Origin of the sequence: Dokdonia sp. 4H-3-7-5 (assembly GCF_000212355.1) — a bacterium.
Taxonomy (GTDB): domain Bacteria; phylum Bacteroidota; class Bacteroidia; order Flavobacteriales; family Flavobacteriaceae; genus Dokdonia.
The window spans coordinates 757912-772793 of record NC_015496.1; the positions used below are offsets into that span (position 1 = coordinate 757912).

The window sequence follows — 14882 nt, forward strand, 5'->3', positions numbered from 1 at the left end:
TTTCGAATATTGACGATTATAGTCAAAAACGAGGGGAAAAATACTAAAAATTGATCAAAACTAGCCTTTAATTAACTTTTTTTGATCAATTGTGAGCATAAAAAAAACTCTCACGTTGTGAGAGTTCTATTTTATAAAAGCAAAGCTTACGCCTCTACTTCTTCCGTCTTATCAATAACTACTTGACCTCTATAGTACAACTTCCCTTCAAACCAGTGTGCTCTGTGGTAAAGGTGTGCCTCTCCAGTTGTTGGATCTACAGCTATTTGTGGTATAGCAGCTTTGTAATGCGTTCTTCTTTTATCTCTTCTTGTTTTGGAGATTTTTCTCTTAGGATGTGCCATTACGTACTCTTATTTATCTGTTAATAGTTTTTTTAAAGAATCCCATCTAGGATCTGTATCTTCTTTTTCTTCTTTTACTTTTTGATCCGGAATACTTAATTCTTCCAGCCTATCTAATATATCTGACTGCAATGTTCCATCCTCAATACCAGGGTGAACCCTCTTATTAGGCAGTGCCAATATAATGAGTTCATAAATATACTGAGCGACATTTACTTCGTACTCACCGTAAGGCAAGATTAAAATATCTTCAATATCATTATTAAACTCTTGACCAAACTTCACTACGAGAGTGTAGACATCTTCCACAGGTTGATCATAAGGCTCATTAGTAACATCACAGTTCACATTGATAGTACCTGAGATTTTAAAATCAAACTCCATAAAAGTAGACTTCTTTGTTAAGAGAAGTGTAGCCTCAATGTTTGCATCATTAAAGTCATCATATTCAAAAAGATCAAAGAACGATTTTGTAATCGTGTAATCAAATGTATGCTCTCCTTCTTTTAAACCTACGTATTGTATGGTGTATGGTTTCAATCCTTTCATCACATCAGCCGTTTGGAGCGTGCAAAGATACATAATTTTTTATATCACAAAGCACAAGCTCAATTTTATTTTAATTCTCTACAGCTACTAAGAATGCTCTTTAGTATCTTATCTTTTTGCTGGCGGTCTACCCGATCGCTCTCTACCAGCACGTCTAGGAGAAACCTTAAGTACATCCTTTGTAATCTCTTGGTATTCTTTTCTTTTATTATAAATCTTTACTGCCGAAAAAACAGCTTCTCTAAAAGAGCCTTCATCTGCAGCACCTTTCCCCGCAATCTCATAAGCAGTGCCGTGATCTGGAGACGTGCGAACCCTGTCTAATCCCGCAGTATAATTTACCCCCTTACCAAAAGACAATGTCTTAAAAGGAATTAGCCCTTGGTCGTGATAAGCAGCTAGAATTGCATCAAAATTTTTATAATTCCCTGACCCAAAAAAGCTATCTGCAGCATAAGGCCCATAAACTAACTGACCATTTGCACGCATTTTTTCAAGCGTAGGTATCAACACCTTATCATCATCATCTCCTATAACTCCATTATCTCCAACATGAGGATTAATACCCAGCAAAGCAATTTTAGGCCTATCTACGCCAAAATCTTGCTTCAAGGCATTATATAATGTATTTACTTTCTTGACAATCACCTCTGGTGTAATCTCACTAGCCACATCTTTTACAGGAACATGATCTGTAAGTAAACCTACCTTAAGCGTATCTGTAATCATAAGCATCATCGCATCACCCTCTAGCTCTTGTGCTAGATAATCTGTATGACCCGGGAATGCAAAATCTTCTTTCTGGATATTAGCCTTATTTATAGGAGCGGTTACAAGTACATCAATATCTCCATTTTTAAGCGCCTTAGTAGCTTCCACAAAAGACTTTAAAGCATAATCGCCTGCTGTTTCAGTCGCCTCTCCCCATTTAATCTCTACAGGCTCCTTCCATAAATTATAGACGTTTATTTTATTATCTAACGCTTTCGCGAAAGCGTCTATCCCATGAAACTCCGCTTGTAAACTCAAAGACTTCTTAATATAAGAAAGTGTCTTTGCCGAAGCAAAAATTATAGGTGTACAAAAATCAAACATCATCACTTCTGAAAATGTCTTTATCACAACCTCTGCCCCTATGCCATTTAAATCTCCAATAGAAATCCCTACACGTACTTTTTGATCTTTATTCATGTGATGCTTCTAGCGTTTTGTATTTTTACAACACAAAAGTAACCAAATAAAATCCATTCATGTTTACAGGTATTATTGAAGATCTTGCTACTGTAGTTTCAATAGAAAAAGATCAGGAAAACATACACTACAAGATAAAAAGCAGCATCACTAGCCAACTCAAAATTGACCAAAGTGTTGCTCACAATGGTGTTTGCCTAACTGTAGTGGCTATAGAAGATGACATCTACAAAGTTACAGCTATACAAGAAACTCTTGATAAGACAAATTTAAACAGCCTCGCTACTAACGACACTGTAAATCTAGAGCGCGCTATGCAGTTAGGCGCCCGTCTTGACGGACATATTGTGCAGGGTCATGTAGACCAAGTGGGAACATGTACTAACATTGAGGAAGAGGATGGAAGCTGGAGATTTACTTTTAAATATGATACTTCATTAGGAAATGTTACTATTGAAAAGGGATCTATCACTGTAAATGGGACAAGCTTAACCGTAGTAGACTCTACAGAAGGAGGGTTTAGTGTAGCTATTATTCCTTACACATATGAGAACACCGTATTTAAAGACTTTAAAATAGGCATGGAGGTAAACTTAGAGTTTGATGTAATAGGGAAATATGTAAAACGTCTTACGCAGGGCTATTAGATCTAGCTTTATTGTTCTTGTAAGCGTAAAAAGCACCTGCTAGTACACCACAAATTACCAATATAATGATATTGTCATCTATAGGCGCGACAAGTCCAGGTAGAGAGGATGTCCTAGTGCCCGGAGGCGGAGGTCCATCTTGTGCATATCCACATACCCCTACAAATGATAGGAGAATTGCTGCAATGAAAGTTCTGAGATTGGGGCTCATAATAATTCAAAAGTAATACCTCTTAGACTGCAAAATAATCTTACTGTCTTCAGAGTATAGGTTGGGTATAATTGTGTCTTTCAACGTCAATAATACGCATTTAATCGTAAAAACAAGCAAATTACTTGTAGTTTTAATTTAAAATAAGAATACAGTAAAATATTAATCAGCTAGGTTAACTGATTAATATATATAATAAAACGATAAAGTTTATGGATTTAGTATTCTAACTAAAAAAGTGGTCCCACTTGGGCTCGAACCAAGGACCCTCTGATTATGAGTCAGATGCTCTAACCAGCTGAGCTATGGGACCGTTGTTTTCTATGTTTCTCAGATGAGGTTGAAAACGGGTGCAAATTTAGTATAAATCTTAACCCAACCAAAGGTTTTTATTACAAATTATCAATTTCTTGACATAATTCTACTAGAACACCTCCAGCAGTCTTAGGGTGCACAAATGCAACCAGCTTATTATCAGCCCCTTTCTTTGGTTTTTCATTTAATAAAATAAAACCTTCTTTTTTTAATCGCTCCATTTCTTCTACTATATTATCTACTGCAAAGGCTATGTGATGTATTCCTTCTCCTTTCTTTTCTAAAAATTTAGCAATAGGCCCATCTTCTGTTGTTGCCTCTAGAAGCTCTATTTTATTAGGCCCAGATTGAAAAAAGGATGTACGCACTCCTTCTGAGGCTACTTCTTCTATTTTATAATGAGCTACACCCAATAACTTCTCGTATAAATCATTTCCCGCCTCGAGATCCTTAACTGCGATTCCTATATGTTCTATTTTTTTCATAGTTTATTTAATTTATGATGTGTTGTTTCATACTAATAGTATCGTGTAGGCAAGTTTAGCTTTCGCGAAAGCGTAATTACAACCATTATTACTACTAAAGTTTAATGATAACTTACTTACACAAAAGTAATACAATTCAAAAAACGTATTTTTGCAGTCTATGGAATCAAACAGACAGAAAAAAGTAGCAGGAGTTCTTCAGAAGGATCTTGCAGAAGTTCTTCAGAACGCACTACGTGACAGTGGTAAGGGAGGCATCATTGTGTCCGTTACTAAAGTAAAAGTTCCTACAGATCTTTCTATTGCCAAAGTATACCTAAGCGTTTTCCCTAACGACAAAGCTGCAGATATACTTAAAGAAGTAAATCAAGTAAAACCTATTATAAGACACAATATATCTCAACGCACACGCCACCAACTGCGTCGCATGCCTGAGTTACAATTTTTTATAGACGACACACTAGAGTATCTAGATGGTATTGAACGCTCTCTTAAACGCGAGGAAAACCCACTTGAAGACCCTAGTCTACTAGCGCGACGTAAAAAGATATAAATGCAATTTCCCTATTATATTGCAAAGAGATATCTTATTTCTAAAAGCGGCACTAATGCCGTAAACATCATCACACTAGTATCTGTGGTGAGCATTATACTAGGAACCTTAGTACTGTTTATAGTACTCTCAGCGTTCTCTGGACTTAAGGAGTTTAATTTATCTATAACTTCTATTATAGATCCAGATCTAAAAATTGCTCCAGCTTCAGGAAAGACCATCACGCTATCTCCAGATCAAGAACAGCAGCTCAACTCCTTAAAAGGTGTAGCTTCTTATTCTAAAGTTATTGAAGAACGTGCATATCTAGAGTATGATGGAAGGACTTCTCTTGCGTTCTTAAAAGGGGTAGATGAGCGCTACCTAGATGTTACTCAAATGGACAGCACTATTTTTGTAGGCTACTGGCCTAGTCCAGGAGAACCTGAGGTTGCTATGGGACTTCTCGTGCGCAAGCGCCTCTCAATAAACGTAGGAGATTATGGAAGCCTTGTGACTATCATGACGCCAAAACCAGGCACAGGGCAAATTACAGACCCAACGCAGGCCTTTAACTCCTCTAAAGCGATGGTAAGCGGTGTCTTTCAAGCAGGAGATGCACTAGATAACGATCACGTCTTTGGCAATATTGACTTTGTAGGCTCTCTCCTTGATTATCCAGCAAACCAAATAAGCACCATTGAGTTTAAACTAGATTCAGATGCAGATGAAGATAATCTGCGTGAAGAGTTAAATGCTATTTTTAATAATAATATCATTATCAAAAATAGAATAGAGCTTAACGATGCTCTTTATAAAATGCTCAACACAGAAAATCTAGCTTTGTACTTTATTTGTACGCTCGTACTTATTATCGCTCTTTTTAGTTTCGTAGGAAGTTTAATTATGATTATTGTAGATAAACGAAAGCACATCAAGACACTAATTGACTTAGGAGCAACGCTACCTACTATAAGAAAAATAATATTTACTCAGGGCGCGCTCATGATTGTTATAGGCGGAGCTATTGGCATCCTACTAGGAGCGATACTTATAGTCCTGCAGCAGCAATTTGGCTTTATACCTATCACTGCCGAACTTCCTTATCCTGTAAAGTTTGAAGTAATTAATATTGTGCTCGTATACGCCACTATATTAATACTAGGCTTTCTAGCAGCTAGACTTGCAGCTACTAGAATAAATAGAAAACTTATAGAAGACTCTTAGACGAACTGGTAATCACCAAATTCTTTTTCAATAAGGTCAAGTGCGCTAAAAACATCTTCACTCTGATCTGATGTCACAAGCTTCATACGATATTCTTTAAAGTGAGGAATCCCTCTAAAGTAATTTGTATAATGTCTTCGTGTTTCAAAAACACCTAGCACTTCACCTTTCCAATCTATAGACATCTGTAGGTGACGTCTTGCGGCTTCTATACGTTCTTTCATAGTAGGGGGCGCCTTGTGTGTCCCAGTTTCCATGAAATGCTTTACTTCATTAAAAAACCAAGGATACCCTATACTTGCGCGACCTATCATCGCGCCATCTAGTCCGTATTTATCACGCATCTCTACAGCGCGTTCTGGTGTATTAACATCACCATTACCAAACACAGGAATTTGCATACGAGGATTATTCTTCACCTCTGCAATAGGACCCCAGTCTGCATCTCCCTTATACATTTGTGCACGTGTACGCCCATGAATAGATATGGCAGCACAACCTACATCTTGCAATCGCTCTGCAACCTCAACGATTTTTATACTATCGTGATCCCAGCCTAGACGAGTCTTTACCGTTACTGGCAGTTTGGTATGATTTACCATTGCTTTAGTAAGACTTACCATTAAATCAATATCTTTTAAAATTCCAGCCCCAGCGCCTTTAGAAACTACCTTTTTTACTGGACATCCAAAGTTGATATCTATGATATCTGGACCACTCGCTTCTACAATCTCCACACTACGTAGCATCGACTCCTCTACAGCTCCAAATATTTGAATCCCGACAGGGCGTTCTTTTTCATAAATATCAAGCTTCATGACACTTTTGGCAGCATCTCTTATCAAGCCTTCACTAGAGATAAACTCTGTATACACTACATCTGCCCCTTGCTCCTTGCACAATGCACGGAAAGGTGGATCACTCACATCCTCCATAGGCGCCAGTAATAACGGAAAATCTCCTACATCTATATCTCCTATTTTTGCCATTATTCAGTATTAAAAAGTGTGGTAATAAATATCACCACTGTTTTATTGTAAACGTATTTGTTTTTAGGTACGCTTTCGCGAAAGCGTAACAACCGCAAAGGTACTTTCTTTTTCCAAGTGAATAAAACGAAGCGCTCAAGAAGTAATTGCAAAACGGATTTGTATCTAAACAACAAAACCACTTCGTTGAAGTGGTTTTGTAATAGTATTATCGATGAATACTTGTCTTAATTATTAATTCTATCCCGCTCTGCCTTATCTAAATCGCGATTATTATCTTTCAACTTATAGTTACCAAAATTATATTTGAACCCAATTCTAAGAAATTGAGTCTCCAATTCAGGAAAATATTGATTATCTAGTCCCTCATATTTGGCTGACACAACAGCATTTGCCTGATTAAGAATATCTCCTACAGATAAGCTCACAGAAGCTCTTTTATTCCATAAAGATTTACGAAGGCCAAGGTCCAGTTGAATGGTTTCATCTTGAGTATAAGAACCTACGATAAATTTAGATAAGTACTCGAAGGTCACAAAACCCGTTAAGGTCTCTGCCTTATCTAGGGTAAGATAGTTTCCCACATAAGCATAAAATCCATTTACGTCATTTTTAAAGCTAGTGTTTGTAGATCTATTTATAAGGAATGAATCTTCTTCATGAAAAGCACTTACATACACACTCGTATAAAGCCAGCTACTTACAGAGCGACCATGACTAAAATCTAGTCCCCATGATTTACTACCTAGAGCATTCTGGCTGTCTGACCTCAACACTTGATTCTCGTTGTCTTGTGTAGCCACCCTAACAATGTTCTCTCCATTATCTCTATAGTAAACATCAAAAAAGTATTCATCTTTTAATGAATAATTCACATTGAATTGATGACTAAAAGATGGTTGTAGTCCAGAATTTCCTATTATGAAATTGTTCTCATTTATAAAATATGCAAATGGATTAAGGTCTTGGTAACGCGGTCTTTCTAACCTACGAGAATAATCTATCGCAAAGCTGTGATTTTCAAAAGGGCTATACTGCACATAAGCACTAGGGAATAATTCAAAATAATCTAACTCTGTCTTAGTATTTAAAACAATAGAATTCCCTATGCTATTTGTCTGCTCAGCCCTCAAGCCACCTTTTATGGACCATTTTTCCCAATCTTTATTAAACGAAATATATGCAGCGTATACATTTTCATCATATAAGAAGTTATCGCTTTGTGCCTGCTCAAGTCCAGTATTTTCAACATTGTTTAAATCAAAAAAATCAATCTTAGATTGAGAATCTATAATCGCAACTTTGGCACCTGATTGAAAAAGCACCTCGCCAAAACTTCTATTGTAATCTACCTGTCCAGTAAAAATCTCAATATCTTGAGTAGCATCTGTTGCAAATCTTATGTTACTGAGCACATCATTAATTTCATTTGTATAGACTGACCCCAGTCGCTGTAGTTTACTGCGATTAAAACTAGTAAAGTGTGCGCTTGTACTCAGTTCACCTTTTTCTAAAGCGTACGTATGCTTCAAATCAAAAGCTACATTGTTACGATCACTGTCTATATTACTTTGTGTTCTTATAAAAAAAGGATCTTCAGAAGGAGAGACAACATCTGTCGTTGCCCTCGTAAATTCAAAAACATCTGGAGAAAACAAACCTATTACAGACAAGCTAAGTTGTGACTTCTCCGTTAGCTCATAATCGACTACAAGATTTGCATTGTGTGCCTTAGACCACGTTTTGCGCTCAAAATCTTGATCCCAAATCTTAGTAACACCTTGATCTACATAATTAATTGAATTATCACTCTGCTTTGTAGCTTTAAGAGGATTATAACTATAATTAAAGAACAAGCTTACCTTATCATTTTTAAAGAAATGACTAGTACCAAAAGTATGTTTTGGGTAAATAGCATAAGTGCCTGTAGCACTCACATTTCCTTTGTAACCAGCTGCAACAGCCTTAGATGTATTGATATTTAAAATAGCTCCTCCCTCTGCATCATACTTAGCTGGAGGATTTGTAATCACCTCAACAGACTTTATATTATTCCCGTCCAGACTTTCTAGTAAACTTCTTATCTCTTCAACACTAAGTTGTACTTTTCTATCATTAAGATATACAGTAACAGGTTGATTCCTAACATTTATTCCTCCTTGAGTTACAACTACAGCAGGTGTACGTCTTAAGATATCTAGTGTACTTCCAGTAGAGAGAATACTATTTTCCACATTAAACACAAGTCTATCTGATTTGCGATCAACGGTTGGAGTTTTTGCGGTAATTGTTACCTCACCCAAACTTTCCTCACTTGCCTGTAAAACTATAGGTGAAAGCGTTCTATTTCCCGAAAGGGAAATTACATTGGTCGTTACGTCTTCAAACCCTACAAAGCTCACTTTAATGTAATATTCTTCAGATGGTTTTATGGAAGAAATCACAAAAGACCCATTGTCTTCTGTAATAGTACCTTGTACAATTTCTTTTTCTGCATCTAGCAACACTACGTTTGCAAAAGGAATAGGTTGTGCATTAACGTCTTGCACTTTACCATTAATGTTAAAGTCTTGACCGTAAGAGCAAAACGCTGTTAACACTATGAATATGAGAATGAGGGAATTCTTAATTTCTGTCATAAGTTGATAAAAATAGGTAGAAACCTAATAATGAGTATAATGTATTTAACATTTTTTTATAATAAATATTCTAATCTCTAATACCGTGACAATATGATGTCATATCTCGTATATTTGCATTCTATTTGAGAGACTATGAAGAACATCCGAAATTTTTGCATAATTGCCCATATTGATCACGGCAAAAGTACACTTGCAGATCGTCTACTTGATGAGACTGCAACGGTTACAAAACGTGAGTCTCAAGCACAGCTGCTAGACAGTATGGACCTAGAGCGTGAGCGTGGAATCACGATCAAATCCCACGCTATACAGATGGAATATGTATATGAGGGAGAAAATTATATTCTCAATCTCATTGACACTCCTGGACATGTGGATTTTTCATATGAAGTTTCTAGAAGTATCGCGGCTTGTGAAGGAGCTTTACTTGTTGTCGATGCTGCTCAAAGTATACAAGCACAAACAATTTCAAATCTTTATCTAGCATTAGAAAATGATCTTGAGATTATCCCTGTTCTTAATAAAATAGATCTTCCAAGTGCAAATCCAGAAGAGGTTACAGATGATATTGTAGACCTTCTAGGATGCGAACCAGAAGACATTATACCCGCTTCTGCAAAAACTGGAATTGGTATCAAAGAGATTCTTGCTGCGGTAATCAATCGTATTCCTGCACCAAAAGGAAATCCAGATGAACCTCTTCAAGCTTTGATATTTGACAGTGTTTACAACCCTTTCCGTGGTGTGGAGACTTACTTCCGCGTTATTAATGGAAGTATCAAGAAAAACCAACAAATTAAGTTTGTCGCAACAGGAAACACATACGGCGCAGACGAGGTAGGTACGTTAAAACTTACACAAGCCCCAAAGCAAGAAGTAAAAACTGGTGATGTAGGCTACCTAATCACTGGAATAAAAGATGCCCGCGAAGTAAAAGTGGGTGATACAATTACAGATGCCAAGAACCCAACGCAAAATGCTATTGAAGGTTTTGAAGATGTAAAACCAATGGTTTTTGCTGGCATCTATCCAGTAGACACCGAGGACTACGAAGAGCTTCGTAACTCTATGGAAAAACTACAACTTAATGATGCTTCTCTAGTTTTTGAGCCAGAGAGTTCGGCTGCACTAGGTTTTGGTTTCCGTTGTGGATTCCTTGGAATGCTTCACCTAGAAATCATACAAGAACGTCTTGAGCGTGAATTTGACATGACGGTTATCACTACGGTACCTAACGTGTCTTACCATGCCTTTACACATAAAAACCCTGAGGAGATTATTCTAGTCAATAATCCTTCAGATCTTCCTGAACCTTCTTCATTAAACCGTGTAGAAGAACCATTCATTAAAGCAACTATCATTACAAAATCTGATTTTGTAGGACCTGTAATGTCTTTATGTATTGAAAAAAGAGGACAGATTGTAAGCCAGACATACCTTACTACAGAAAGGGTAGAACTTAATTTTGACATGCCACTTGCAGAGATTGTTTTTGACTTCTATGATCGTCTTAAAACAGTTTCAAAAGGGTATGCTTCTTTTGATTACTCTCCTATAGGCCTACGCGCTTCAAAACTTGTAAAAGTTGATGTGCTGCTTAATGGGCAAGCGGTAGATGCATTATCTGCGTTATTACACCAAGACAATGCTTACGATATAGGTAAGCGTATGTGTGAAAAATTAAGAGAGTTAATACCACGCCAGCAGTTTGACATTCCAATACAAGCAGCTATTGGGGCTAAGATCATCTCTCGTGAGACGGTTAAAGCACTTCGTAAGGATGTAACGGCTAAGTGTTATGGTGGAGATATCTCTCGTAAGCGTAAGCTACTAGAAAAACAAAAGAAAGGTAAGAAGCGTATGCGTGCCGTGGGTAATGTAGAAATCCCACAAGAAGCATTTATGGCGGTTCTTAAGTTGAATGATTAATCATCAACTACAATAATTAATATCAAAGGGTGCAGTTTTAAAACTGCACCCTTTTTTTTATAGCATATTTAAGAGTGCCTTTATTTTAAAAACATCAGAGGTTTGAAGTAAGTTATTTTCATGACCTGCTAGCGAATGCATTTTTATAGGATGATTATATCCAAACGCATTACTACTCAAACTACCATGCACTTCGCTAAAACCTGCGTTCTTAAATTTCATAACATTATCAACAGAGATTCCTCCGCCAGGTAAAATACCTATACGATTTCTAGCCGCAGCTAGTAATTGCACCAAGGTTTCATAACCTTCATTCACATTAACATTCATTCCAGAAGTTAAAACCCTCTGAGCGCCCATATCTATGAGTAGCTCTAAGGCAGCAAGAACATCAGGCGTCCAATCGAAAGCACGATGAAAGGTAAAAGGTAGTTCACCACATTCGGTTATTAAGCGTTCAGTCCTCTCTGCGTCAATTTTAAAATCTGTGTTTAATATTCCAGAAACTATTCCGTGAGCACCTTGCGCTTTCGCGAAAGCAATATCCCGCAACATCACATCAAAATCGGCTTCCGAGTACATAAAATCTCCAGATCTTGGCCTTATGAGTACAAATACAGGGATATCTAGTTCTTGCATCACTTTCTCTATCAAACCATTACTAGGAGTTATCCCTCCAAGTGACAGCTCTTGACAAAGTTCAATACGATGTGCTCCTGCATCTTGAGCAGCCAGCGCACTTTCAAACGAGTTTGCACAGATTTCTAATTTCATTCCTTAAAGATACTAAACCATATGTGCCCTTTCTTTAATGTAAAAGTCGGTTTAAAGAATTACTGCTTTTCTGTATCTTAGACACAAACCTACCATATCAATGCGCTACCTACTCTCTCTTTTTGTTCTCCTATTTATTATCACTAGTTGCGAGCATATTACGGAGGTTACTCCCGCTCAAAAAGACCAAGACCTCATAGGCTACGTAAATCCTTTTATAGGTACAGGCGGTCACGGTCACACCTACCCTGGGGCGACCATGCCTTTTGGCATGATGCAACTTAGTCCAGACACACGCCTTGATGGCTGGGACGGTTGTTCTGGGTATCATTATGATGATGAGTTTATCTATGGCTTCAGCCACACACATTTGAGCGGGACGGGAGTTTCAGACTATGGAGATATCCTCTTGATGCCTTCTACTTCCATAATGTTTAATAATGGTGCAGATGGAAAACCTGGGTATCGGGATCATTTTACGCATGATAATGAAGTAGCACAACCAGGATATTATAGCGTACATCTAGACAACTCAAATATAGACGTAGCTCTTACTGTTGCTGCTCGTAGCGGTGTGCATAAGTACGCTTTCGCGAAAGCGGACTCTTTAAAAAACTTTGTGATTTTAGATCTTGAGCACCGTGATGAAGTACTGAGCACCAAAATAGATACACTCTCTAGCACAGAACTCTCGGGACATAGACACTCCAAGGCTTGGGCTAGCAACCAAAAGCTGTTTTATTACATTAAAACATCACACAGTTTCAAATACCTAAAGCAACCAAAAGGGACGAAGAACGGCGCGACATCACACAAAGCTGCATTGCAGTTTGACAATCCCAAGAATGAAGAAATCATCATAAAAATCGGAATATCTGCCGTAGATGAAGCTGGGGCGCGAAAGAACCTAGAAACCGAAATAGGAAACAAAACCTTTGACCAAGTAAAGCAAGAAGCACAAAGTACTTGGGAAAGTCAGCTAGAAAAAATTGTTGTAGAAAGTGAAAACTCAGATTACAAAACTAATTTTTATACTTCGCTATATCATACCATGCTAGCCCCTAACCTTTATCAAGATGTGGATGGCCGCTACCGAGGGATGGATCTAGAAATTCACCAAACAGACGCATTTGATTACTACACTGTTTTCTCACTGTGGGATACGTATCGCGCAGCGCATCCCTTGTATACTATTATAGAAGAAGAGCGCACCAATGATTTTATAAATACTTTTCTTGCCAAGTATGATGAAGGTGGTATTATGCCCATCTGGGATCTAGCTGGCAACTATACTGGCTGTATGATAGGTTATCATGCAGTACCCGTAATCGCAGATGCATATCTAAAAGGAATACGTGATTACGATACAGATAAAGCTTTTAAAGCGATGCTTCATAGCGCCTCGCAAGACAAACTTGGTCTTGACTCTTACAAGAAATACGGTTTTATACCTGCAAATGACGAAGCAGAGTCTGTATCAAAGACACTAGAATATGCTTATGATGACTGGACCATAGCTCAAATGGCTCAAGAAATGGGTAATGATGAAATCTATCAAGAATTTACAAAACGTGCACAGTCTTATAAAAATGTATATGACCCTTCTTCTGGTTTTATGCGAGGTCGCATGCGCAACACATGGTTCTCTCCTTTTGATCCCTTTGAAGTAAATTTTAATTATACCGAAGCAAATGCCTGGCAATATAGTCTCTATGCACCTCAAGATATAAGTGGGCTTATTCATCTCTCTGGAGGAAATAAGGTTTTTGAAAGAAAACTAGACACACTATTTACGGCCGAGACTGCAACTTCTGGTCGTCACCAGCAAGATATCACAGGATTAATAGGACAATATGCACATGGCAATGAACCTAGCCACCATATGGCATATTTATATAATTATATACAGAAGCCGTGGAAAACTCAGAAGCGTGTACACGAGATCCTTACTACATTATATACCAATTCTCCAGATGGAATTTCTGGTAATGAAGATTGTGGGCAAATGAGCGCGTGGTATGTACTAAGCTCTTTAGGCTTTTACCCTGTAACCCCTGGAAGTAATGAGTATGTTATTGGCACGCCATTATTTGATAAGGCTACCATACATTTAGAAAATGGCAATAGTTTTACCATTGTTGCACAAAATCTCTCTGAAGAAAATATACACATAGAAAGTGCGTATATGAATGATAAGGCGTACCCATATTCATACTTGAAACACGGAGATATAATGGATGGCGGCGAACTCATATTTAATATGGCAGCTACTCATTCCCGATGGGCAAAACACCCCGCTCATAGTCCTAAAACAAGTATTGAGGATAATAAATTTACAGTAGCGCCTTTTATAGCAAAAGGAGAAGCCAACTTTAAAAAAGACACAGAAATCACACTCGCCACCACAGATAAAAATGTGGATGTTTTTTATGCACTAGAAGAAGATGGTAATAACTTCAAAAAATACAGACTACCCATTAAAATTAAAGATCACAACACCTTACGCACCTATGCGATGGGTCGTCATGGACAAAGTGCTACCATAGAAACTCCGTTGTTCAAACTAAATGAAAACTACAGTCTCACACTAGACGCTACCTACGCAAATGCTTATAATGCCGGTGGAGATAATGCATTGATAGATGGAGTAAGAGGAGTAAAAGAATTCCGTTCAGGCACATGGCAGGGCTATGATGCCCAAGATGTAGTAGCTACGCTAGACTTAGGCAAAACACAAACCATCACTAGTATTGAAACTGCTTTTTTACAAGATCAACGCAGTTGGATTTTCTACCCAACAGAAGTAACATTGCTTACATCTATGGACGGTGAAAATTTTGAAATCTATCACCAAGAGGAAATTGATGCTGCTTCTCGTGATGAGGACATTGCTATTAAAAGTATTAAAGGGATACAACAAGGTACACAAGCGCGCTATATAAAGCTTATCGCAAAGACACTAGGAGATCTTCCAGAGTGGCACTTAGGCTTTCCATATCAAGGAAAAAGTTGGGTATTTGTAGACGAGATTGTAGTTCAGTAACAGA

The 14882-nt window shown here is 37.7% G+C and carries 13 protein-coding genes and 1 tRNA gene; 5 read left to right on the top strand and 9 right to left on the bottom strand.

The window, feature by feature from the left end; genetic code table 11:
- Positions 1 to 146: 146 nt before the first annotated feature.
- From rpmF to pdxA, 3 genes are all read right to left on the bottom strand, one after another.
- The gene (gene rpmF / locus KRODI_RS03315) at positions 147 to 344 is read right to left on the bottom strand and encodes a 50S ribosomal protein L32 (protein WP_013750156.1); all 198 of its coding nucleotides are present in this window, start codon (positions 342 to 344) and stop codon (positions 147 to 149) included.
- Between the two features lie 9 nt (positions 345 to 353).
- Positions 354 to 893, bottom strand: coding sequence for a YceD family protein (locus KRODI_RS03320; protein ID WP_013750157.1), 540 nt, complete (start codon positions 891 to 893; stop codon positions 354 to 356).
- Positions 894 to 1001: 108 nt separating this feature from the next.
- Positions 1002 to 2084: a 4-hydroxythreonine-4-phosphate dehydrogenase PdxA gene (gene pdxA / locus KRODI_RS03325; RefSeq protein ID WP_013750158.1), complete on the bottom strand. Its 1083-nt coding sequence runs from the start codon at positions 2082 to 2084 to the stop codon at positions 1002 to 1004.
- A 59-nt stretch (positions 2085 to 2143) separates the two neighbouring features.
- On the opposite strand from pdxA, the gene KRODI_RS03330 reads away from it, so the two are divergent.
- Complete coding sequence (locus KRODI_RS03330; protein WP_013750159.1) at positions 2144 to 2731, top strand: riboflavin synthase; 588 nt, start codon at positions 2144 to 2146, stop codon at positions 2729 to 2731.
- On the opposite strand, the gene KRODI_RS03335 is transcribed toward KRODI_RS03330, so the two are convergent.
- The 3 genes from KRODI_RS03335 to mce form a co-directional block, all read right to left on the bottom strand.
- Entirely contained in the window at positions 2715 to 2942 is a 228-nt protein-coding gene (locus KRODI_RS03335) for a hypothetical protein (RefSeq protein WP_013750160.1), read from the bottom strand. The genes KRODI_RS03330 and KRODI_RS03335 overlap by 17 nt on opposite strands.
- Before the next feature lie 239 nt (positions 2943 to 3181).
- Positions 3182 to 3255, bottom strand: a tRNA-Ile gene (locus KRODI_RS03340).
- Between the two features lie 79 nt (positions 3256 to 3334).
- The gene (mce, locus tag KRODI_RS03345) at positions 3335 to 3742 is read right to left on the bottom strand and encodes a methylmalonyl-CoA epimerase (RefSeq protein ID WP_013750161.1); all 408 of its coding nucleotides are present in this window, start codon (positions 3740 to 3742) and stop codon (positions 3335 to 3337) included.
- Positions 3743 to 3902: 160 nt separating this feature from the next.
- Between mce and rbfA the strand changes: the two genes are divergently transcribed.
- Together rbfA and KRODI_RS03355 are read left to right on the top strand one after the other, a co-directional pair.
- Positions 3903 to 4295: a 30S ribosome-binding factor RbfA gene (gene rbfA, locus KRODI_RS03350; protein ID WP_013750162.1), complete on the top strand. Its 393-nt coding sequence runs from the start codon at positions 3903 to 3905 to the stop codon at positions 4293 to 4295.
- Positions 4296 to 5501, top strand: coding sequence for an ABC transporter permease (locus tag KRODI_RS03355; RefSeq protein WP_013750163.1), 1206 nt, complete (start codon positions 4296 to 4298; stop codon positions 5499 to 5501).
- Here the strand turns inward: KRODI_RS03355 and dusB are convergent.
- Positions 5498 to 6490, bottom strand: a complete 993-nt coding sequence (gene dusB, locus KRODI_RS03360) for a tRNA dihydrouridine synthase DusB (protein WP_013750164.1) — start codon at positions 6488 to 6490, stop codon at positions 5498 to 5500. The genes KRODI_RS03355 and dusB overlap by 4 nt on opposite strands.
- Positions 6491 to 6717: 227 nt before the next feature.
- A complete protein-coding gene (locus KRODI_RS03365) occupies positions 6718 to 9129 on the bottom strand; it encodes an outer membrane beta-barrel family protein (RefSeq protein WP_013750165.1) in 2412 nt (803 codons plus the stop codon).
- Between the two features lie 135 nt (positions 9130 to 9264).
- Between KRODI_RS03365 and lepA the strand changes: the two genes are divergently transcribed.
- Entirely contained in the window at positions 9265 to 11061 is a 1797-nt protein-coding gene (lepA, locus tag KRODI_RS03370) for a translation elongation factor 4 (RefSeq protein ID WP_013750166.1), read from the top strand.
- Between the two features lie 57 nt (positions 11062 to 11118).
- Here lepA and KRODI_RS03375 read toward each other — a convergent pair whose 3' ends face one another.
- Positions 11119 to 11835 (bottom strand): copper homeostasis protein CutC, encoded by a 717-nt coding sequence (locus KRODI_RS03375; protein ID WP_013750167.1) that lies wholly within the window; start codon positions 11833 to 11835, stop codon positions 11119 to 11121.
- 100 nt (positions 11836 to 11935) lie between these two features.
- Here KRODI_RS03375 and KRODI_RS03380 point away from each other — a divergent pair, with 100 nt between their 5' ends.
- Complete coding sequence (locus tag KRODI_RS03380; protein WP_013750168.1) at positions 11936 to 14878, top strand: GH92 family glycosyl hydrolase; 2943 nt, start codon at positions 11936 to 11938, stop codon at positions 14876 to 14878.
- The last annotated feature ends 4 nt before the right edge of the window (positions 14879 to 14882 follow it).